Origin of the sequence: Sphingomonas sp. 179-A 2A2 NHS, from assembly GCF_045371305.1 — a bacterium.
Taxonomy (GTDB): Bacteria; Pseudomonadota; Alphaproteobacteria; order Sphingomonadales; family Sphingomonadaceae; genus Sphingomonas.
This window is the reverse complement of sequence record NZ_JBIQDE010000003.1, coordinates 179,593-199,540: the sequence shown is the minus strand read 5'-3', so window position 1 is coordinate 199,540 and position 19,948 is coordinate 179,593. Positions and strand designations below refer to the sequence as shown.

Below are 19,948 nucleotides of genomic sequence, written 5' to 3'. Positions count from 1 at the left end.
ATCCCTTAAGGATGGCGCCCCTTCTTCTTCCAGTCTCGATCGAACGTGGAACTGCTTCGTCGCGGCGGATGCTGCCGCCTTCGTGCGGGCAAGGGGCTTACCTCGATGATTTTTCCCGCTAGTCTTGGCGGCACGGCGGGTGGGGAGTTGGCGTAGCATGGCGGAAGCGGTGGCGCAGCGTGGCTTTGGCGCAGCCGTCGGCCCGTATCTGAGGCCGCGGCCGATCGCTGCATTCCTGCTGGGCATTTCGAGCGGCTTCCCGCTGACGCTGTTGCTGGGCACGATGACGTTCTGGCTGGCGCGCGTCGGCATCGACAAGAAGACGATCGGCTTCGCGATCGGGCTCACTACCCCCTACACCCTGAAATTCCTGTGGGCGCCGCTGATCGACCGGATTCGCCTGCCGGTGCTCGCGAACATGTTCGGGCAGCGCCGCGCGTGGCTGTTCCTGGTCCAGGCGCTATTGTTCGTTTCCGTCTGGATGCTGGGCGCGAGCGAGCCCGAGAACCACATCGGCGTCTTCGCCTTCTGGGCGATCATGACCGCGTTCCTGTCGGCGACGCAGGACATCGTGATCGACGCCTATCGGATCGAGATCCTCCCCGACGAGGAACTGGCGCACGGCACGGCGATGAACCAGTTCGGCTATCGCACCGGCAACTTCATCGCCGGCGTCGGCACGATCGCGGTGGCGTCAAGCGAGGGCCTGGGGCTTGGCTGGGCGCTTGGCTACGGCCTGACCTCACTGTGCCTCATCCCGGCGATCATCGCGGCGATATGGGCCGGACCGGGGCTGCACGAACAGGTGCGGGCGCGCGGCGGCAAGGGATGGTTCACCGACACGGTCGTGAGCCCGTTCCGCGAATTCTTCCAGCGGCGCGGCGCCGTGCTGATCCTGCTGTTCGTGCTCGTCTACAAGCTGGGCGACGCGATGGGGCAGGGGATGCTGAACCCGATGATCGTCGAACTCGGCTTCTCCGACACTGAGTTCATCGCGATCAACAAGGTGGTGGGGCTGTGGGGGCTGCTGATCGGCACCGCGCTTGGTGCGCCGTTCCTGGCGTGGCTGGGGATGGGGCGCGCGCTGTTCGTGTCGGGCATGCTGATGATGCTGTCGAACGCGACCTTCGCGATCCTGGCGGCGAAGGGGCATTCCAATACCTGGCTGTTCATCGCCGTGGCGACGGAGCAGGTGACGAGCGGGATCGGGCTGACGGTGTTCGCGACGTACCTCTCGGGGCTGGCGAACCTTGCCTATACCGCGACGCAGTTCGCGCTGCTTAGCTCCTTTGCGGTGGTGGGGCGAACGTGGCTTTCGACGCCGTCGGGCTATGTCGCCGATACGTTCGGCTGGGTGGGCTTCTGGATCGTGACGATGATCGTCGCCCTGCCGGGGCTGGTGCTGCTGTGGTTCCTGTGGCGCAAGGGGTTCGTGGTGGAGCGGGCACGGCAGGTGGAGCCGGAAGAGGTGGAAGTGCCCGCCACGCCGCAGAAGCTGACGCCCTAGCGCCCAAGCGATGCTCAGGCGGTGATCGGGCGGCCCTCGTCGGCGAAGGCGGCGGCGACTGCGGCGGCGCTGGCGAGCACGCCATCCACGTTGCGGATGCCGAGCAGGTCGGCCAGCAACAGCCGCGACGTTTCCGAATAGCATTCGACACGGGCGAGCACCGTCAGGAGCGCGGCTTCGGCGGGGGTCGCGCGGCTGCAGCAGCAATGCGCGATCGAGATCGGGCGAGCGGCAGCTGACGCCATGTCCGCCATGAAGGCGCGGAGCAGCACGAGCGGGCGGCGGAAGCCTTCTCCGAACGCGGTGAAGACGGCGTGCGCGGCGCGCGCGTCAGCAAGGCCATGCGCGCCGATGCGGCGCATCGCGAAGAGCGCCAGCCGCGCGTTCGGGCAAATCGGCAGCGCGTGGGGCAGCGCGGAAAAGGTGGTGGTGGCGGATAGGGACATGGGGAACGACTCCTCTCGTCCCGGCACTGTCCCCAATCCGCTATTGCAAGTCAATCGCAACTAACACGCTAGGCAGGCAGCTCGTCGTTTGCCTCCAGCACCTTGCCGGCGAGGTATAGCGATCCTGCGACGAGGATACGGTCCGGGGTGTGCGCAGCAAGAAGATCGAAGGCCGATCCGATGTCATCCGCGGTTCCGGCCGTGGCGCCGTTGGCGCGGGCGAGATCAGCGAGCGCTTCGGGATCGTGGCAGGCGTGGCCGGGGACGGGCACGGCAACGAGGTGGACAGTGCTGGCCATGCCGACGAGGTGCCGGACGACGCCCGCTGCGTCCTTGTTGGCGAGCATGCCGAGCACGATCGAAGTGGAAGCGTCGCGCGGCCAATCCGCGGCGATCGCCGCGGCGGCCGAATCATTGTGGGCGCCGTCCAGCCAGACGCCGCCGGGCGGTATCGTGCCGAGCCGCCGGGTGAGCGGGCTGTCGGCGAGCTTCTGCATCCGGGCGGGCCAATGCGCGTGCTGGAGGCCGGCGGAGAGCGCGGCATGGCGAACCGAAACCGTACGCTGATGGCGGATCATGGCCACCGCAAGACCGGCATTGGCGATCTGATGCGCACCAATGAGCGCAGGTGGGTGCAAATGGAGCGGGCCGAACGCGTCCTGGTAATGCAGCCCGTCGGAACGCGCCTCCACATCCCATGTGTCGCCGCGCGCGCAGAGCAGCGCGGCGCGGTCGTCGGCGACGGCCTCGATCGCGTGCCGGGCGACGTCAGGATAGGATTGGGTGACGAGCGGGACGCCGGGCTTGGCGATGCCGGCCTTTTCGAAGGCGATGCGAGCGAGCGGGACCTCGGGCACGCCGGGCTCCGGCGCGAGCAGGAAGCCTTCGTGGTCGATCCCTAGCCCAGCGACGCCAGCGACAATCGGCGTCAGCACGTTGGTGGCGTCGAGGCGTCCGCCGAGCCCAACCTCGATGACGCAGGCATCAGCGGGCGTGCGCGAGAAGGCGAGGAAGGCGGCGGCGGTGGTTACCTCGAAGAAGCTGGCGCCAATGTCTCCGCCCACGTCGAGCACTTCCTGAAGCAGCGGGGCGAGCGCTTCGTCATCGATCAGCCGGCCGGCGAGCCGGATCCGTTCGTTGAAGCGGACGAGGTGGGGGCTGGAATAGACGTGCACCGCCTTTCCATCCGCTTCCAGCATTGCGCGCAGGAAGGCGCAGGTGGAGCCCTTGCCGTTGGTGCCGGCGACGTGGAACACGGGCGGCAGATGGTGGTGCGGGTCGCCGAGCCGGGCGAGCAGCGCACTGATGCGCGACAGGCCGAGCACGTCGGCGCCGGGGGACAGCGACCAGAGCCGATCAAGCTGGGCCTGCACGGCGGGATCGGTTGAAATCGCGTGATCGGGCATCGGTCCCCCCTCCCGCCGGCGGGAAGGGGCTAGGGGAGGGCTTGTCCCTTAGCCCAGTGCGTTGGTCCCGGGGGCAAGCCCTACCCCTTAGCCGTGACGTGGAGCGGCGTGCTTAGGCCACTTTGCGTTCCGGGCAGAGATAGCCAATCACCGTCGCGAGCTGCTCGCGCAGATCCGCGCGGTGGACGACCATGTCGATGAGGCCGTGTTCCAGATAATATTCGCTGGTCTGGAAATCGTCCGGCAGCTTTTCGCGGATCGTGTTCTCGATCACGCGGCGGCCAGTGAAGGCGAGCGTCGCGCGCGGCTCCGCGATTTGGACGTCGCCGAGCATCGCATAAGCCGCCATCACGCCGCCCGAGGTGGGATCGGTGAGAACGACGATGTACGGCAGTCCGGCATCGTGCAGCATCTGGATCGCGACGGTGCTGCGCGGCATCTGCATCAGGCTGAGGATGCCTTCCTGCATGCGCGCCCCCCCGCTGGCGGTGAAGACGACGTACGGAGACTTGTCCGCGATCGCGGCTTCCACGCCCTGGATGAAGGCTTCGCCCACGGCCTGGCCCATCGAGCCGCCCATGAAGGCGAAATCCTGCACGCCCATGACGACCTTGTGGCCGTGGATGCGGCCCCGCGCGTTGATGAACGCGTCCTGCTCACCGGTCTCGGCGCGGGCGGCCTTCAGGCGATCGGCGTAGCGCTTCGAATCGCGGAACTTGAGCGGATCCTCCGGTGCCTTCGGCGCAGGCAGCACGTCGGCGCTGCCGGGATCGAACAGCTGCGCGAAGCGAGCCGCAGGGCCGATGCGGCCGTGATGATCGCACGTCGGGCAGACGGAGAGGTTTTCCTCCCACTCCTTGGTGAACACCATGGAGCCGCACCCCTTGCACTTGTGCCAGAGGTTGTCAGGAGTTTCCTTCTTCGCCGGGACGACGAAGGAGAGCGCGTTACGGACGCTCGAGAGCCAAGTCATGCATCTACCTTTCGCGCGGCGTGGATCGCGCCGCTGAGGGTCGCAACATAGTCGCGCACGGCAGCCGGCGCATCCCCGCCGTGACGCTCGACGAGTTCGACGATTGCCGAGCCGACGACGACGCCATCGGCGACGCGGGCGATCGCCTGCGCCTGCTCGGGCGTGCGCACGCCGAAGCCGACCGCGATCGGAAGATCGGTGGACTGCTTCAGCCGGGTGACCGCCGTCTCGATCGAGGTCTGTGCTGCCTGCTGCAGCCCGGTGATGCCGGCGACGGACACGTAATAGACGAAGCCGGAGGCGCCATCGAGCACGCGCGGGAGGCGCGCCGCATCGGTGGTGGGAGTGGCGAGGCGAATGGGATCGATCCCGGCGGCGCGCAGCGCCGGCCCGAGCGCGTCGTCTTCCTCGGGCGGGACATCGACGCAGATCACGCCGTCGATGCCGGCATCCTTCGCGGCAGCGGCGAACCAATCCGGGCCGCGGCGGAGCATCGGGTTCGCATAGCCCATCAGCACCAGCGGCACCTGCGGGTGGCGGCCGCGGAAATCCTTTGCGATCCGCAGGATATCGGCGGTTGTCGTGCCGGCGCCGAGGCTGCGCAGATTGGCCGCCTGGATCGCCGGGCCATCCGCCATCGGATCGGTGAAGGGCATGCCGAGTTCGATCACGTCGGCGCCGCCGGCGACGAGCGCGTCGAGCACCGCGGCGGTGTCACCGTCACCCGCGGTGATGAAGGTGACGAGCGCGGCACGATCCGCACCGAACGCCTGTGACAGGCGGCTCATATCGCCACCCCCAGCGCGTGCGCGACGGTGAAGATATCCTTGTCTCCGCGGCCGCACAGATTGGCGAGGATCACGTCGTCACGCTTCATTTCCCGTGCCTTACGGCCCACCGCTGCGATCGCATGCGAAGGTTCGAGCGCGGGAATGATGCCCTCGGTGCGGCAGAGCAGCTGGAAGGCGTCCAGCGCCTCGTCATCGGTGACGCTGGTATACTCGACGCGGCCGATATCCTTCAGCCAGGCATGTTCCGGGCCGATGCCGGGATAATCCAGACCGGCAGATATGGAATGCGCCTCGGCGATCTGGCCGTCGTCATCCTGCAGCAGATAGGTCCTGTTGCCGTGAAGCACGCCGGGGAAGCCGCCGGCAAGGCTTGCGGCGTGGCGCTTCTCCAGCCCTTCGCCCGCTGCCTCGACACCGAGCATCTTCACGTCGGTATCGTCGAGGAACGGGTGGAACAGGCCGATCGCGTTCGAGCCGCCGCCGATCGCAGCGACGAGCAGATCGGGCAAGCGGCCGGTGCGCGCGAGCATCTGGGCGCGGGCCTCCCGGCCGATCACGCTCTGGAAATCGCGGACAAGCTCCGGATACGGGTGCGGGCCGGCGGCGGTACCGATGATGTAGAAGGTGTCGTGGACGTTCGCGACCCAGTCACGCAGCGCCTCGTTCATCGCATCCTTCAGCGTGTTCGCGCCGGAGGTGACGGCGCGGACCTCGGCCCCGAGCAGCTTCATGCGGAACACGTTAGGCTGCTGCCGCTCGACGTCCTTGGCGCCCATGTAGATGACGCAGGGGAGGCCGAAGCGCGCGCAGACCGTGGCGGTGGCGACGCCATGCTGACCAGCGCCGGTTTCCGCGATGATCCGCGTCTTACCCATGCGGATGGCGAGCAGGATCTGGCCGATGCAATTGTTGATCTTGTGCGCGCCGGTGTGGTTGAGCTCGTCGCGCTTGAACCAGACCTCTGCGCCCATGCCGTCCGGCGCGCTCGCACGGAGTGCCTCCGTCAGCCGCTCGGCATAATAGAGCGGCGAGGGGCGGCCGACATAATGCTCCAGCAGATCGTCGAACTGCGCCTGGAACGCGGGATCGTTCTTCGCGGCGCGATATTCGCGCTCAAGATCGAGGATCAACGGCATCAGCGTCTCGGCGACATAGCGGCCGCCATAATCGCCGAAGTGGCCACGATCATCGGGCTGGGCCCGGAAGGAATTGGGGGCGTTCATGATGCGGCGACCGATTGCAGGAAGGCGGTGATCTTGTCCACGTCCTTGACGCCGGTCGCGGTCTCGAGACCGGAGGAAGCGTCGACCAGCCGCACCCCGGTACGCCGGATCGCCTCGGCGACATTGGCCGGATTGAGCCCGCCGGAGAGCGCCCAGGGCAGGGCGTGGCTGACGCCGTCGAGCAGCGACCAGTCGAAGCGGATACCCATCCCGCCGGGGAGCGTGGCCGCATCCGGCGTCTTGGCGTCGAACAGGATGCGATCGGCGGCGCCGGTGAAGTGGCGCGCCTCCGCGACGTCAGCCTGCGCCTTCACCGCCACTGCTGCCCAGGTTTCAATGCCGGTGGCCTGGCGCAACGCGGCGACGCGTGCCGGCGCTGTCTTGTGAAGCTGGATCGCGGTGAGGCGAGCGGCGCGCGCGGCCTGCTCGACCAGCGCATCATCGGGATCGACGAACACGCCGACGCGCCCGACATGGCCCGGGGTGCGGCCGGCAAGTGCGGCTGCCCGGTCGAAACCGAGATGGCGCGGCGAAGGCGGGAAGAAGACGAACCCGACGTGGCTGGCGCCGCCGGCGACGGCCGCGTCGAGCGTCTCGATCGTCGAAAGGCCGCAGATCTTTGCGGTTGCTGGCATGAAGAACGGTCCTGTCGTGGAAGCGCGGCCAGACGGCGCGCGCACCAAGCTCAATCAATGATCAGCGTCAGGGATCCCGGTAGGCGGGGCGCGCCTGTCAGAGCGTCGCGCTGATCGTGCGGGCGGCGGCGTCCGGATCCTCGGCCTGGGTAATCGGTCGACCGACGACCAGGATCGAGGCGCCGGCGTCAAGCGCGGCGCGCGGCGTCACCACGCGCTTCTGGTCCCCGATCACGCCGTCCGCCGGGCGCACGCCGGGTACGACGAAGAAGCCGCTGGGCCACAGATCGTGGGCGGCCTTCACTTCCTCGCCCGAGCAGACGATGCCGTCGACGCCGGACGCCCGGGCGAGTTCGGTGAGGCGAAGCACCTGTTCGTGCGCGTCACCGCGAATGCCGGTGGCGGCGAGATCGCGCTGATCGAGGCTGGTGAGCATGGTGACGGCCACTACCTTCGTCCCCGACGGCGCGGCGGCCTTCGCGTCTTCCAGCATCGCCTGGCCGCCAGCGGCGTGGACGGTGAGGATCGCCGGTTCGAGCGGGCGCAGCGCCTGGATCGCCTTGCCGACGGTGTTGGGGATGTCGTGGAGCTTCAGATCGAGGAAGATCGGCAGGCCCAGGTCCGCCATCTCGCGCACGCCGCTGCGCCCGTTCGCAAGGAAGAATTCCAGCCCGAGCTTGATGCCGCCGACGTGATGACGGACGCGCGCGGCAATTGCCTTCGCGCGTTCGAGGTCCGGTGTGTCGAGCGCGACATAGATGCGGTTGGTCATGGACGTCAGGCCGTTGCGGGAGGAACGGGGGGAAGCGGGGTTGGGGTTGGTGCGGGGGCGGCCGGGGCGGGCGTTGCAATTGCCATTGGCGCTGGCTCCGGCGCGACCGGTGTCGCCTCATGCACGACGGGCGCGAGCGGCACGGCGCGAAGATCGGCGATCGTCCGCTCCGCCGCGGCGAGGCGCTGGCTAAGGCGCCAGCGGATGGTGCGCTGGAACAGGAAGGTCGGAACGAAGCCCAGGAGGAACGTTGCCAGCAGCAAGAGCGGCAGGTTCACCTCGGCGATCAGATTGCCGAACACATGGACCGGCACCCAATTCCAGTTGGCGAAGGTGAACATGGCGGCAACGAAGGCGATCAGCGCCCAGAACAGGATTTTCAGGAACTGCATCGTTGGGGCTCCGGCATGCGGCGGACGCTATTACGCGCGGGCCGCTTTGACCAGCCTTCAGCCGATCTCGCTGCGCAACTGGGTGATCAGCGCCGAGGCGGTGCCAAGCCGCGGTTCCTCCTCGTCGAGGATGGCGAGGAAGGCCGCGCGCTTGGCCGCAGCGACCTGACCGGGCCGCATCCGCGCCTCCGCCGGGAGCGCCGAGACGATGATGTCGATCATCCGGTCCGCCCCGTGGAGGCGCCCCCAGAGATAGTCGTTCTCGCGATACGCCCTGCTAAAGAAGGCGCCGAAGTTGCTGAACTGAATGCCTTTCAGCGTCGCCTCCGCGCCGCCGGCGCGGATTGCGGTGGCGTCGTCCGGCGAGATGCGATCCACCTTGATCGGATCGAATTCGTCGATCCCCTCGCCCTGCAGCAACGGCAGGGTGGCGAGATCGAAATAAGGAAAGCCGAGGTAATGGAGCAGCAGCGCGCGGCGTGGCTGCCGCGGCAATGCGCCCAGCGTGTCGGCGAGGCGCTGGTCCGTCTCCGCATCAAGCTGCGTCAGGTTCATCGAGGCGGCGAGGCGATCAAGCAGCGCATCGGTATCGCCGTTGCGGCGGCGCACATCGGCGCGCAGATCGCGGTGGCTGCTGGCGAGGCGCCGCTCGAGATAGGCGGCAAGCGAATCGTAGATCGCGTCGCGGATCGGCTGCAGCTGTTCTTCCTCATGCTCCGCCTCAAGCTCGGTCAGGCGGCGGGCGAGGAGGCGCAGGCGACGGATGCGGAAGCCGATGTCGAAGGTACGCAGGAAATCGATCGACGCGGCGCTCGACGCGTCGGACGGTGCAGCCTCGTCATATCCCCGCGCGAACAGCGCGGCCTCGATCCGCGCGCGAATCTGGTCCCCGCGCGCCGCGCCGGCCTTGCCGCCCACGGTGTGCAGCAAGTTGGTGATCATCTCCACCACGCCGGCGATCTTGAGATGGGCGTAGCCGGCATAGCTGAAGCCCGCGCGGTCAGTGGCGGCGATCTGGGCGCGGCGGCGCCACGACGAGAGCCGCGCGGGCGTCGGGCGATCGAGGAAGAAGGTGCGGCCGAACAGCGCCTCGACCTCGGCCTCCACCTGGGGGCGGAGCGCGGCGGTGATGGTGCGCATCCGCTCGATGCGGCGGGAGCGGGCGGCGATCGCCTCCAGATTGTCGCGGATCGGCTGCTTGCGCGGCAGTTCGCTGATCGCGCCGATGATCGTCTGGAAGAAGCCGGGCGCGGTCTCGCTGCCCGACGAGAGGCGGAACTTCATGCCGGGTGACGGATCGATATAGACGAAGCGGCGGTCGATCTCACGCCGGGCGGGGCGTTCCTCCAGCGCGTCGATGGCGGGGCGGAAGGGGGCGTTGGCGAGCACCGATCCGTCGATCAGCGCGGCCTTGTCCGCCGCATTGGCGGCGGCGTGGCGCGGCAGCGTGCGGTGCAGGAACTCCTCGCGGCCGGGCCAGCTCGCCTCGCGCTTATCCAGCACGCCATCGAGCTCTGCCGGCGTGAAGGCGGGGAAGGCGCCGGGGAAGCTGGACGTGGCGCGGGCCGCGAACGTGAGCTCGGGCGGGGGCGCGAGCGTCTCGCACGGGGCGCCGCGATCGCTGAACGAGATGACGAGGCGGTGCTCGGTCTCGACCACCTCGGGCGGCGAGTGGAGCGTCAGCCGCTCGGGATGACCGGTGAAATCGGTGACGGTAACGAAGAGATCGAGCGGCTGGCCCGGGGGCAGCAGCCGCGGCCCGCGCGGGGCGGCGGCCATCGCCTCGAAGGCGTCGAGCAGCATGCCGGTGAAGCCGGGGCCGTCGAACGGCGGCTCGAACCAGCGCGAGCGGACAAAGTGCGACAGCTTCGTGCGGACTTCCTCGCGCGTGTGATCGTCAAGGCCATCGAGCTTCTCGGCGCTACGGCCCGCAGCCATCCAGGCGAGCGGCAGCGCCCAAGCCTTCGAGAAGCGCGAGGCGGGCGCGGCATCGGGCGCGATCAGCGCATCGACATCGGCATGTTCGAGCCAGAGATCGGTGAGTGGATCGAGCGACTGGCCGGCGCTGAGCGCCTGGGCGAGGAAGATGCCGTTGATCCCGCCCGCGCTGGCGCCGGCGATGATGTCAGGCAGGATGCGCAGCCGCACCTCGGCCGTCTCGGCGATCTCCGACAGCAAGGCGGCATAGGCGCCGGCGCTGCCGCCCAGCGTCTGCCCATCATGGCTGGCGCGGCTGGCACGGGCGACGTGCCAGATCTCCTTGGTGATGCCGTGCATGTACACCGCAAGGCTGATCCCGCCGTAGCACACCAGTGCCAGCCGCAATTCCGACTTACGCGTCATGCCAGCGACAGGTTTGCCCAGATCGGGAGATGATCGCTGGCCTTTCGCGCCGCGGCGCTGGTGTGGACGCCGGCCTCCACCACCGACACGTCGTTCGATACCATGATCCGGTCGAGCCGGCCGATCGGGCGACGCGCGTGGAAGCTGGGGCCGGTTTCGGCGACGGCATAGTCACGCGAGAAATCCCTGAGGCACCCGCCGGCGCGGGTCCATTCGTTGAGATCGCCCATCAGGACGGTCGGCCGCCGGTGCGTGCTGCTTTCGACATGGGACATGATGGCCGCGGCCTGACGGCGACGCCACAGGCCGGAAAGATCGAGGTGCATCCCGATCACGCGAAGCACCCCTTCCGCAAAGCCGATATCGGCCATCACGGCGCCGCGCGGCTCAAGCGAGGGCAAGTGGATGATTTCGCAATCGACCAGCTGCGCGTCCTTGCGGATCAGCAGCGCATTGCCGTGCCAGCCCATCGAGGCGACGCGGACGCCGAAATCGACCGGTTTCCAGTCGGTATGTTCCTCGAGCAGATGCGGGGTGATTACGGCGGTGCGATCGCCGAAGCGCAGATCGGCCTCCTGCAGCGCGATCACGTCGGCATCCACCTCGCGCAGAACCTCGAGGATCCGTTCGGGGCTGCGGCGGCGATCCGTGCCAACACCCTTGTGCATGTTGTAACTGGCGACGCGGATCATGGGGATTGTGGAACGCTCCTCCGCGCGATGTGGTTGCGGCCGCTTGGTCGACGCCAGGTCGCACGTCGATTGGCCGAGCCGCTGCGATGGCGCAAGCACCTAGCGCGGCATCACGAGGCAAGGAGGCGGCCATGATATTCGAGTTGACGATCATCGTGCCGCTGATCGGCGTTGCGGCAATGCTGACCACCGCTCGGCGCCGCGATCCCGAGCGGCGCCGCCGCCAGGAGGCCGCCTGGCGCGAGCTGATCCGCACCGCCGGGCTTCCCGAGCGCTGATTGCGGGAAAGGACCGGTTCGGATCTTCTCTGCTGCCAAAATTGCTGTAAGCTGATCAACTCGTGGTGGGGGATTTTCGTCGATGGCTCGTCTCGACTTCTTCTCAGGCGCTTCCGAGCGATGGAAGACGGATGCGAAGATCAGGGCGCGCCGCGTCATCGCCGAACATGCCGACGATCCAATTGGCTATGTGCAGCGCCGCATCAAGCTGAGCCGCTTCGGCACGTTCGAGCGGCGACGCTGGAACTATATCTGCAAGCTGGTGACCAAGGACGTTGAGCGGGAGCGCGCCAAGGCGCTGGCATCGGCATAGGCACGCCTCAGCGTGCCTGCCGCACCATTTCAGCCACGCCTTCGCGCAGCCAGCGTGTCTTCGTGAAGCCGCGGTTCGACAAGGCGATCATCATCACGCCGCCCGGCAGCCGCTCGAAATCCGAGATATAGCCGTTGGTGCCGCCGGTGTGCCCTTCCATGGTGACGCCGTTCACCGTGGTGACGATCATGCCCAGGCCGAACTGGCGCGGCGCGGGGCCGCTCGGTTCGGTCACGAGATCGAGCTTCATCGCGGCGTAGCTTTCGCGGGAGATCACCCGGCCTTCGCTGAGCGCACGGTCCAGCGCGACGAAGTCATCGACGGTCGCGCGCACGGCGCCGGCGCCAAGCTGCATGAAGGCGTAATTGGTGGCCTGTTCCAGCTTCCCCGGCGTGCCGTTGAAGCCGATCGCGACGCCCGGCTCCGTCACCGCGAGCGGGTGACCGAGCAGGACATTGGGCGGCTCGACCGAGGCGGTCGCCATGCCGGCGGGCTTGAAGACGAGGGTGTCGAGAAGCTCCGCAAAGGGGCGACCGGCGGCGTGGGCAGCCGCGTCCGCGAGAAGCTCGAAGCCGAAATTGTTGTAGGCGAAGGCGATGCCGGCCGGCGTTAGCAGGCGGGCACGATCTTTTGGCACGCGCGCAAGGGTATCGCGCATTGCGGCTTCCGGCGTGCTGCGGAAACTCCCGAAGGCGAGGTCGGACAGGTCCTGAATCCCCGACGTGTGGTTCAGCAGCATGCGCAGGGTGACCGGCCGCCACGTGCGCGGCACGTCCCGAACGTAACGGCTGACCGGCGCGTCTAGTTCGAGCGTGCCGAGTTCGGAGAGCCGCATGACAACCAAGGCGGTGAGGAACTTGCTGGTGGAGAAGATCTTGAAGCGCGTGCCGCGAGTGTTGACGATGCGGTTGACGGGATCCGCCATTCCGCATGCATGCTCGTAGAGCCGCCGCGAACCGGCTTGGATCAGCACCACGCCCGAGAAGGTGCCGCTGGCGCACTGAGCCTTCACCTCGCGGTCAATCGCGGTGATGTCATAGCTTTGGGGGGCATCCGCCGGCGCAGCGGCGGTGAGGCTGGCGGCAGCGACACTGGCGGCGGCAAGGCGGGACAAGGCGGATCGTAGCACACTGGCACTCGTGGTGACTGAAGGAAGGCTGCTGTATCGACTACAAACGTAGTCATCAAGTGTTGCTGAGATCGCACCGCCGCTCTCCGTGCGGGCCAGCCGGTCCGGGCACACGTAGGTAGGTCTACCCATAGTCCCACTCTACCCGTCGGCATACCAAGTTCACGACGGGAGGCCGAATGATGAGCTGCTGGCGTCGCGATGGGTTTGCGGGAACTGGAGCAACAAGTCTCGTCCGTCGTGTCTCGGCAGGTGCTTACCGGATCGCTCTGCGGCCCGTCGTTATACTGATGCGGCCATCTGTCGCTTCTACCAACACTCCCCTGCTTCTGGTGAAGTTAGCCGGGCTTTTGATGCGGCGCAGGCGCCCGGCCGGAGGTGCGGCTGCGTCCAGCATCGCAGCGCTGGCGAGTCGTGCATGATGATCGACTTGCCGCCTCCATCTGCCGACGTTCAGGCCGTCTTGATCGCCCAAGAGCAGGAATGCACCGGCGGAGAAGACTGCGATATTCCCGCGGGCCGCGACAGCGGGCTTCAGGTGACCGATGGATCGGTCCGGCGAACCGGAAAGACGAGCCTGCCCGAAGGTGGCCCCTCGGCGCTCGAATCAGAGGAATTGAAGGACAATTCGCCAGTCAACACGGCCAAGACGACGATCTACGACAAGGATGGTCTTGCCGTCCGCTGGTACTTCCAGGGCGGGCTGAACCTCGTCAGCGAATCAAATCTGTTCTGGAACTTCGCCTCGGTCTACGCGCCGGATGCGCGGTTCAACTCCAACCAGAACTGGCTGGAATCCTACGTGAAGCCGGGCCTTGGCTTCGACAAGACCTTTGCGAACGGCGGTACCCTGTACGGCAAGGTTTCCGGCGTCGCCTCACGGACCTGGGGTCGGGACGCCTTCGACGCCAAGGACGAAGGTGCGATCACGCTGGAGGAGGGCTATCTCGGCTATCGCACGGCGGATCACCCCGTCGCGTTCGACGGCTCGTTCGGCCCGCGCGAGTTGCAGCTGGGCAGCGGCATGCTGATCGCGAACGGCGGGACGAGCGGGTTCGAGCGCGGAGCGCTCAAGTTCGGGCCGCGCAAGGCTTGGAAGCAGGCGGGGATCATCCGCATCATCAACGGGCGGCGGACGATCACCGGCTATTTCATCGAGCCGCGCGAACTGAAATCGAACAATGGCCACAACCAGCTGGCCGGTGCCGACATCCGCTACGATTCCGCCGGCGGCGACTATCTCGGCTTCACCTACGTCAACGTGCTGCGATCGCAATCTCCGTACATCCGCGCCGCGCCGGACGGCCTGGGCGCGCCGACGATCATCCCCGACGGGCGCGACAAGACGAACGCGATCAACCTCTATTTCCGCGCCATCGGCAGCGAGGGCTTGCTGCGAAACTGGTTTGCGACCGGCGACTTTGCTTACGAGTGGAACAACCGGATCAACATGTCCGCCTGGGCGGGCCGCGCGCAGGTCGGCTATCGGTTTGCAGAGACGTCGTGGACGCCGACGCTCACGGGCACCGTCAAGGTGTTCTCCGGCGACGATCCGACGACGCCGAAGCTCGAGCGGTTCGATCCGCTGTACTACGAGGGATCGCCGGGTGCCTGGGCGACCGGATCGAAATCCTCGATGGTGTTCATCAACTCGAACCTGCGCGCGCTCGAACTCGCGTTCGCCGTTCAGCCGTCGAAGCAGGACGCGCTGACGCTGCGCTTTGCCCGGATCGACGCGGACAAGCTCGGCAGCCCGATCCAGTTCGGCCAGACGACGCGGCTCGTCTCCACGCCGAGCGGGTTCAACCTGATCTCGGGCGTGACCAAGCGGCATCTCTCGGACGATTTGTTCCTGGAGTATAACCACATCTTCGGGCCGGACGTGTTCCTGACCGCGGGGGTGAGCGCGTCGTTTCCGGGCGCCGGGATCAAGGCAGCGGTCCCGGGAACACCGCCCATCTGGTCTGGAGCATTCATCAATGTCGTGGTCAATTACTAGCGCCTCGCGCCTGGGGCTTGCCTGCGCCGCCGCCATCGCCGTTGCGGCAGTGGCCGTGTCGGCACAGGAACAGGCGAGTTCTTCCGCCGGGAGCACGCAGAAGGCGCCTTTGTCGGCGGCGGAATCAGACCCGCGCGTGATGGGCTGGATGCAGGGCTTCCCCCCGCCCAAGGACAAGCTGATCATGCAGCCGGAATCCGACTATTTCAGCTTCCCGAAGCTGCGCTGGTCGGTCTGCCACATCCGCCAGCTGCTCCCGACGGTGGAGATCAACCGCGGCCTGAAGAACGCCATTCCGCTGACCTATCTGCCGCCGGCGGAGCTTGCGCAAACGGCGAAGGCGATCAACGCGCTGACGTTCACGCCGCTGAATTCGAACAAGCCACTGACGTGGGAGCAATCGCTCGGCGTCAATTACACCGACGGCATGTTGATCTTCCACAAGGGGAAGGTGATCTATGAATGGTATTCCGGCTGCCTGGAGCCGGACGCCAAGCACGCTGCCATGTCGATGACCAAGTCCATGACGGGGCTGTTGGCGGAGATCCTGATCGCCGAAGGGAAGCTCGATCCGAACGCACTGGTGACGCGCTATGTGCCGGAGGTCGCGAAGAGCGCGTTCGGCACCGCGACGGTGCGCGAGGTGATGAACATGACCACCGGGCTCGACTATTCCGAGGACTATACCGATCCCAATGCGGGCGTGTGGAAATATGCCGCCGCCACCAGCCCCTTGCCAAAGCCGGCCGGCTACGAGGGGCCGAACGGCTATTTCGAGTTCCTGGAGCAGATCAAGCCGGAGGGGAAGAACGGCGAGGGCTTCCATTACAAGACGCCCAATGCCGATATGGTCGGCTGGATCGTCTCGCGCGTCAGCGGCAAGTCGGTGGCGACGCTGGCGTCGGAGCGGCTGTGGCGGCGCATGGGCGCCGAGCAGGACGCCTATATGACGGTCGACGCCATCGGGACGCCGTTCGCCGGTGGCGGGCTGAGCGCCGGCATGCGGGACATGGGCCGCATTGGCCTCCTGATGCTGAACAAGGGCGTCATCAACGGTGAGCGGCTGTTCCCCGCCGCGGCGGTGGAGGCGATCCGCACGGGCGGCGACCCGAAGAAGTTCGGCAACGCCTATCCGGCGCTTGCCGGTGGGACCTACGCCGGGCTGTGGTGGATCTATCCCAGCAATCGCACGATCATCGCGGCACGCGGCGTCCACGGGCAGACCGTGTATGTCGACTGGGATGCGGACATGGTGCTGGTGAGGTTCGCGTCGATGCCGACGGCGTCAAACGGCTTGAACGACCCGACGTCGCTGCCCGCGTATCGCGCCGTCGCCGGATATCTGAAATCGCGGCGGTGACGGATCGCTGGCGTTGAGGGGGTGGTGCCGGTTGCAGGGATCGAACCCGCGACCTTCGGTTTACAAAACCGCTGCTCTACCAGCTGAGCTAAACCGGCGTGGCGGTGCTCATGCGTCAAGCGACGCCGAACGTCCAGCCTTCGGTTTCGCGAACGGTGTTGGTAAGGCCTGGCGGATGCCAGAGATCGGGGCGGCCGACGCTGGCGCGCAGCCACGCCGCGGCGAGGATCGCGTCGGTGGCGTGATCGTCATAGCGGGCGAGCGCGGCATGCGGCGCGCTGCCGATGTTCTGCAGCGCAATGTCCAGCGCTTCACCCGTGCGCATCTTGCTGCGGCCGCGCGGCATGCCGGCGGCGCGGGCGGCGATCGAGGTGTAGATCTCGACCAGCAGCGCGCCCTCGCACGGAATGCCGTCGAACGGCCAGACCGGCAGGCGGCCGTCGAGGTGATGCAGGAGGCGCATGCCGGCGAAGCTTGCCTTGGCGACCTGCGCCGCGCCGATCGCGTCATAGACGGTTGTCGGCTTGGTCGAGCGATCGCCGGCCATTTCGCAGGCGCGCCAGTGGAGGAAATCTCGCTTCGGACCGTCGGCGGCGCCGAGGTAGAAGTGGCGGCCGCGGCGTGCCTCGAGAAAGGAAGCGGCGCCGAGATCGTCGTCGGGGCTGTTGTCATCGACGTAGCGCCACAGGTCACGCGCGGTAGCGGTCTGGGTTTCGCCCGGCAGGTGCGCACCGCGGGCGAGGAAGGGGGCGGAGAAGCTGCAGTCGATCCCCACCAGCAGCGGGGATGCCGCCTCGGCCAGCAGCCACTCGAGCACGTCGCGGCGCGACCAGACCCGGTCCGGCGGGGGGACGAGCCTGGGCGCGGCGGTGCCAGCCTCACAGAGGGCGACGGCGATCCCCTTGTGGCGCTTCCCCTTCGCTCCCGACCAGTCGATCGCGGCGAAGCGGCGGAAATGCGTCGGGAGGCGGGGCGGAGTATTCGGGAAGATCAAAGGATTACGGCCAGCTCTTTACCTGCCGTCCCGGATGACATCCGCGGTGAAGCGGGCGATGTCAAAGCGCGCGCTGCCCGGATCCTCGCCGCGGCGGACGATCACCAGCCGCTCGCTGGGCACCACCATGACATATTGGCCGCGATTGCCCTGCGCGGAATAGCTGCCGGCGGGAAGGCCCTGCTTCGGCCCGAACAGCCACATAGTCGCGCCGTAGCCTGGGCCGTCGGCGGGTTGGGGGCCCGACGGCGTCGTCATGTTGCGCATCCAACCGGCGGGAAGCAGGCGCTTTCCTTGCCACACGCCGTCCTGCAGCCAGAACTGGCCGAGGCGGGCGAGATCGCGCGCGGTCGTCCAGATCTGGCTGGAGAGGAGGAGATTGCCCTGCCAGTCGGTGCCGGCGGTGGTGTGCTGCATGCCGAGCGGACGGAACAACTGTGAGGGCCAATCGGCGTAGCGGCGATCGTTGTTCATTCGCGCACGGACGGCACGGACCGCGAGCAGGATGTCGTTGTTGGCATAACGAAAGCGCGTGCCGGGCTTCACTTCGAGCGGCCAGCCGGGCACCTGTTCGGTGACGGTGGTGCCGCCGAAATAGAGCGCGTCCGTGCGATTGCCGTAATGGTCGCTGTGCAGGCCCGAGGACATGCGCAGCAATTGATCGAGCGTGATCGCCTGACGTGGATCGCCCGGCGTCTTCCATTCGGGGATACCGGCGGATTTCCTCGGATCGATCGCCAGATCGCGCGCTGCCATGCCGACGAGCGTGCCGGCGACGCTCTTCGCCACGGACCAGGTGCGGTTGGGAACGAAGGGGCCGAAACCGTCGGCGTAGCGTTCTCCGATGATCTTGCCGTCTCGCATGACGATGACGCCGAGCGTCTCGCCCTTGCCGTAGCTGGCGCGATCGAAGGCGCGCCCGATCGTGGCGGCGAGGGCGGGAGAAGGGCGCGGTGCGACGCCGGCATCACCCATCGGCCAAGGCCGCGGGTCGGCCGGCGCGGGGAGGGCGGGCGCTGTGGTTAAGGCAGGCGCGACGCGCGCGGTGCCGCCGATCGGCGCGAGGACACAGCCGGTGCGTGGGCCCCACTCGGCGCGGCGTGGCGGGAGATCGGCCGCGAACGGGACACTGACCGTGCGTGCCTTACGATCGATCGAGGCGCGAAGCTTCGGCACGATCGCGTCATATTCGGGGTAGATGCCGCGCAGTTCGACGGCGGAGACCTGCGCCTCCGTGCGGCCGGCGGCGATCACACCCTCGCACAGCATCAGCGCCTTGTAGCCGGCGGCGATTGCATGGTGGTATTCGCTGCTCGTCTGCTGCGCGATCACCTGCGCGTTCGCCGGGACCGCCGCCGTCGCTGCGAGGCTAGCGGCGAGGACCCCGCTCAGCGCGGAGCGCCTCCCAATGCGCCAGCCGCTCCGCGATCCGCTGCTCGAAGCCACGTCCGCTGGGAGAGTAGAAATGTTGCGGGCCGAGTTCGTCCGGCCAGTAATTGGCCCCTGAGAATCCATCTGCACTGTCATGGTCATAGGCATAGCCTTTGCCATAGCCGATGTCTTTCATCAGCTTCGTCGGTGCATTGAGGATTGTTGAAGGGGGCATCAGCGAACCCGTTTCCCGTGCGCTGCGCCAGGCGGCACCCATCGCCTTGTACGCGGCATTCGATTTGGGCGCGGTGGCGCAATAGAGACACGCCTGGACGATCGCGAGTTCGCCTTCCGGCGAGCCAAGGAAGTCATAGGCGTCCTTGGCGGCGAGGCATTGTACCAGCGCCTTCGGATCGGCGAGCCCGATGTCCTCGCTGGCAAAGCGCGTGATGCGGCGAAGGACGTACAGCGGCTCTTCACCAGCGGTGAGCATGCGCGCGAGATAGTAGAGCGCGGCCTGCGGATCGGACCCGCGCATCGACTTGTGAAGGGCGCTGATGAGGTTGTAATGCCCCTCACGATCCTTGTCGTAGACGGCGACCCGGCGTTGAAGAAACGCCGATAATCCGGCCGGATCGAGCGGCTTCTCAAGATCGACCGAGAAGAGCGTCTCAACCTGGTTGAGAAGGAAGCGGCCATCGCCGTCGGCGCTGGCGAGAAGCGCGTCACGCGCCGCCTCATCAAGCGGCAGCGGGCGTCCGACCATCGCCTCCGCGCGCGTGATGAGTTCGCCCAGCGCACGCGTGTCGAGCCGCTGGAGGATCAGCACCTGGGCACGGCTGAGCAATGCGGCGTTGATCTCGAACGATGGATTCTCGGTGGTTGCGCCGACGAGGGTGACGGTGCCGTTCTCGACATAGGGTAGGAAGCCGTCCTGCTGCGCGCGGTTGAAACGGTGGATCTCGTCCACGAACAGGAGCGTGCGACGCCCCATCCTGGCTGCATCGCGCGCTTCGGCAAACGCCTTCTTGAGATCGGCGACGCCCGAAAAGACGGCCGAGATCGAAACGAAGCGCAGGCCGACCGCGTCCGCCAGCAGGCGTGCGATCGTCGTTTTCCCGGTGCCGGGCGGTCCCCAGAGGATCATCGACGACAGGCGACCTGCCGCGACCATGCGCCCGATCGCGCCTTCGGGGCCGGTGAGATGTTTCTGCCCGACCACGTCCTCCAGCCGGCGGGGGCGGAGGCGATCGGCAAGTGGGGCATCAGCAGCGGGTACGTCCGCAGCGGCCGGGGGTTCGAACCCGGCAAAGAGATCGGCCAT

General features: G+C 67.3%; 19 protein-coding genes and 1 tRNA gene. 5 read left to right on the top strand and 15 right to left on the bottom strand.

The features are described 5' to 3' along the window. Positions 1 to 157: 157 nt before the first annotated feature. Entirely contained in the window at positions 158 to 1,507 is a 1,350-nt protein-coding gene (locus ACH0AE_RS07325) for an AmpG family muropeptide MFS transporter (RefSeq protein WP_294444219.1), read from the top strand. Positions 1,508 to 1,521: 14 nt separating this feature from the next. Here ACH0AE_RS07325 and ACH0AE_RS07320 read toward each other — a convergent pair whose 3' ends face one another. The 10 genes from ACH0AE_RS07320 to ACH0AE_RS07275 form a co-directional block, all read right to left on the bottom strand. After that, the gene (locus ACH0AE_RS07320) at positions 1,522 to 1,953 is read right to left on the bottom strand and encodes a DUF6628 family protein (protein ID WP_294444218.1); all 432 of its coding nucleotides are present in this window, start codon (positions 1,951 to 1,953) and stop codon (positions 1,522 to 1,524) included. Between the two features lie 68 nt (positions 1,954 to 2,021). Continuing rightward, on the bottom strand, positions 2,022 to 3,359 hold the full coding sequence (locus ACH0AE_RS07315) for a folylpolyglutamate synthase/dihydrofolate synthase family protein (protein ID WP_294444217.1): 1,338 nt from the start codon (positions 3,357 to 3,359) through the stop codon (positions 2,022 to 2,024). Between the two features lie 112 nt (positions 3,360 to 3,471). Continuing rightward, positions 3,472 to 4,332, bottom strand: a complete 861-nt coding sequence (gene accD, locus ACH0AE_RS07310; RefSeq protein ID WP_294444216.1) for an acetyl-CoA carboxylase, carboxyltransferase subunit beta — start codon at positions 4,330 to 4,332, stop codon at positions 3,472 to 3,474. Then, positions 4,329 to 5,120: a tryptophan synthase subunit alpha gene (gene trpA / locus ACH0AE_RS07305; protein ID WP_294444215.1), complete on the bottom strand. Its 792-nt coding sequence runs from the start codon at positions 5,118 to 5,120 to the stop codon at positions 4,329 to 4,331. Before trpA ends, accD begins: the two co-directional genes overlap by 4 nt. Next, positions 5,117 to 6,346: a tryptophan synthase subunit beta gene (gene trpB, locus ACH0AE_RS07300; protein ID WP_294444214.1), complete on the bottom strand. Its 1,230-nt coding sequence runs from the start codon at positions 6,344 to 6,346 to the stop codon at positions 5,117 to 5,119. Before trpB ends, trpA begins: the two co-directional genes overlap by 4 nt. Beyond that, a complete protein-coding gene (locus ACH0AE_RS07295; protein ID WP_406875603.1) occupies positions 6,343 to 6,981 on the bottom strand; it encodes a phosphoribosylanthranilate isomerase in 639 nt (212 codons plus the stop codon). The genes trpB and ACH0AE_RS07295 overlap by 4 nt, the downstream gene beginning before the upstream one ends. 97 nt (positions 6,982 to 7,078) lie before the next feature. Continuing rightward, positions 7,079 to 7,753, bottom strand: a complete 675-nt coding sequence (gene pyrF, locus ACH0AE_RS07290) for an orotidine-5'-phosphate decarboxylase (RefSeq protein ID WP_294444212.1) — start codon at positions 7,751 to 7,753, stop codon at positions 7,079 to 7,081. 5 nt (positions 7,754 to 7,758) lie between these two features. Then, on the bottom strand, positions 7,759 to 8,145 hold the full coding sequence (locus ACH0AE_RS07285; protein ID WP_294444211.1) for a hypothetical protein: 387 nt from the start codon (positions 8,143 to 8,145) through the stop codon (positions 7,759 to 7,761). A 57-nt stretch (positions 8,146 to 8,202) separates the two neighbouring features. Next, positions 8,203 to 10,488: a patatin-like protein gene (locus ACH0AE_RS07280; protein ID WP_294444210.1), complete on the bottom strand. Its 2,286-nt coding sequence runs from the start codon at positions 10,486 to 10,488 to the stop codon at positions 8,203 to 8,205. Beyond that, entirely contained in the window at positions 10,485 to 11,180 is a 696-nt protein-coding gene (locus ACH0AE_RS07275; protein WP_294444209.1) for an endonuclease/exonuclease/phosphatase family protein, read from the bottom strand. The genes ACH0AE_RS07280 and ACH0AE_RS07275 overlap by 4 nt, the downstream gene beginning before the upstream one ends. 131 nt (positions 11,181 to 11,311) lie before the next feature. Between ACH0AE_RS07275 and ACH0AE_RS07270 the strand changes: the two genes are divergently transcribed. Together ACH0AE_RS07270 and ACH0AE_RS07265 are read left to right on the top strand one after the other, a co-directional pair. Continuing rightward, a complete protein-coding gene (locus tag ACH0AE_RS07270) occupies positions 11,312 to 11,458 on the top strand; it encodes a hypothetical protein (protein ID WP_294444208.1) in 147 nt (48 codons plus the stop codon). An 82-nt stretch (positions 11,459 to 11,540) separates the two neighbouring features. After that, on the top strand, positions 11,541 to 11,771 hold the full coding sequence (locus ACH0AE_RS07265) for a hypothetical protein (RefSeq protein ID WP_294444207.1): 231 nt from the start codon (positions 11,541 to 11,543) through the stop codon (positions 11,769 to 11,771). 7 nt (positions 11,772 to 11,778) lie between these two features. On the opposite strand, the gene ACH0AE_RS07260 is transcribed toward ACH0AE_RS07265, so the two are convergent. After that, positions 11,779 to 12,885, bottom strand: a complete 1,107-nt coding sequence (locus ACH0AE_RS07260; protein ID WP_294444206.1) for a serine hydrolase — start codon at positions 12,883 to 12,885, stop codon at positions 11,779 to 11,781. A gap of 433 nt (positions 12,886 to 13,318) precedes the next feature. On the opposite strand from ACH0AE_RS07260, the gene ACH0AE_RS07255 reads away from it, so the two are divergent. Then, positions 13,319 to 14,899 carry an alginate export family protein gene (locus ACH0AE_RS07255; protein ID WP_294444205.1) on the top strand — a complete coding sequence of 527 codons (1,581 nt, stop codon included), beginning with the start codon at positions 13,319 to 13,321 and terminating at the stop codon, positions 14,897 to 14,899. Next, positions 14,880 to 16,259 (top strand): serine hydrolase, encoded by a 1,380-nt coding sequence (locus tag ACH0AE_RS07250; RefSeq protein WP_294444204.1) that lies wholly within the window; start codon positions 14,880 to 14,882, stop codon positions 16,257 to 16,259. Before ACH0AE_RS07255 ends, ACH0AE_RS07250 begins: the two co-directional genes overlap by 20 nt. 22 nt (positions 16,260 to 16,281) lie before the next feature. Here ACH0AE_RS07250 and ACH0AE_RS07245 read toward each other — a convergent pair. From ACH0AE_RS07245 to ACH0AE_RS07230, 4 genes are all read right to left on the bottom strand, one after another. Beyond that, a tRNA-Thr gene (locus ACH0AE_RS07245) sits at positions 16,282 to 16,357 on the bottom strand. A gap of 17 nt (positions 16,358 to 16,374) precedes the next feature. Beyond that, positions 16,375 to 17,253 (bottom strand): hypothetical protein, encoded by an 879-nt coding sequence (locus tag ACH0AE_RS07240; RefSeq protein WP_294444203.1) that lies wholly within the window; start codon positions 17,251 to 17,253, stop codon positions 16,375 to 16,377. 18 nt (positions 17,254 to 17,271) lie between these two features. Further along, positions 17,272 to 18,585 (bottom strand): serine hydrolase, encoded by a 1,314-nt coding sequence (locus ACH0AE_RS07235; protein ID WP_294444202.1) that lies wholly within the window; start codon positions 18,583 to 18,585, stop codon positions 17,272 to 17,274. Positions 18,586 to 18,622: 37 nt separating this feature from the next. After that, positions 18,623 to 19,948, bottom strand: a complete 1,326-nt coding sequence (locus ACH0AE_RS07230; protein WP_294444201.1) for a replication-associated recombination protein A — start codon at positions 19,946 to 19,948, stop codon at positions 18,623 to 18,625.

Coding starts and splice junctions, on each gene's coding strand:
- ACH0AE_RS07325 (WP_294444219.1), top strand. CDS start 158: ATGGCGGAAGCGGTGGCGCAGCGTGGCTTTGGCGCAGCCGTCGGCCCG.
- ACH0AE_RS07320 (WP_294444218.1), bottom strand. CDS start 1,953: ATGTCCCTATCCGCCACCACCACCTTTTCCGCGCTGCCCCACGCGCTG.
- ACH0AE_RS07315 (WP_294444217.1), bottom strand. CDS start 3,359: ATGCCCGATCACGCGATTTCAACCGATCCCGCCGTGCAGGCCCAGCTT.
- accD (WP_294444216.1), bottom strand. CDS start 4,332: ATGACTTGGCTCTCGAGCGTCCGTAACGCGCTCTCCTTCGTCGTCCCG.
- trpA (WP_294444215.1), bottom strand. CDS start 5,120: ATGAGCCGCCTGTCACAGGCGTTCGGTGCGGATCGTGCCGCGCTCGTC.
- trpB (WP_294444214.1), bottom strand. CDS start 6,346: ATGAACGCCCCCAATTCCTTCCGGGCCCAGCCCGATGATCGTGGCCAC.
- ACH0AE_RS07295 (WP_406875603.1), bottom strand. CDS start 6,981: ATGCCAGCAACCGCAAAGATCTGCGGCCTTTCGACGATCGAGACGCTC.
- pyrF (WP_294444212.1), bottom strand. CDS start 7,753: ATGACCAACCGCATCTATGTCGCGCTCGACACACCGGACCTCGAACGC.
- ACH0AE_RS07285 (WP_294444211.1), bottom strand. CDS start 8,145: ATGCAGTTCCTGAAAATCCTGTTCTGGGCGCTGATCGCCTTCGTTGCC.
- ACH0AE_RS07280 (WP_294444210.1), bottom strand. CDS start 10,488: ATGACGCGTAAGTCGGAATTGCGGCTGGCACTGGTGTGCTACGGCGGG.
- ACH0AE_RS07275 (WP_294444209.1), bottom strand. CDS start 11,180: ATGATCCGCGTCGCCAGTTACAACATGCACAAGGGTGTTGGCACGGAT.
- ACH0AE_RS07270 (WP_294444208.1), top strand. CDS start 11,312: ATGATATTCGAGTTGACGATCATCGTGCCGCTGATCGGCGTTGCGGCA.
- ACH0AE_RS07265 (WP_294444207.1), top strand. CDS start 11,541: ATGGCTCGTCTCGACTTCTTCTCAGGCGCTTCCGAGCGATGGAAGACG.
- ACH0AE_RS07255 (WP_294444205.1), top strand. CDS start 13,319: ATGATGATCGACTTGCCGCCTCCATCTGCCGACGTTCAGGCCGTCTTG.
- ACH0AE_RS07250 (WP_294444204.1), top strand. CDS start 14,880: ATGTCGTGGTCAATTACTAGCGCCTCGCGCCTGGGGCTTGCCTGCGCC.
- ACH0AE_RS07230 (WP_294444201.1), bottom strand. CDS start 19,948: ATGGCCGATCTCTTTGCCGGGTTCGAACCCCCGGCCGCTGCGGACGTA.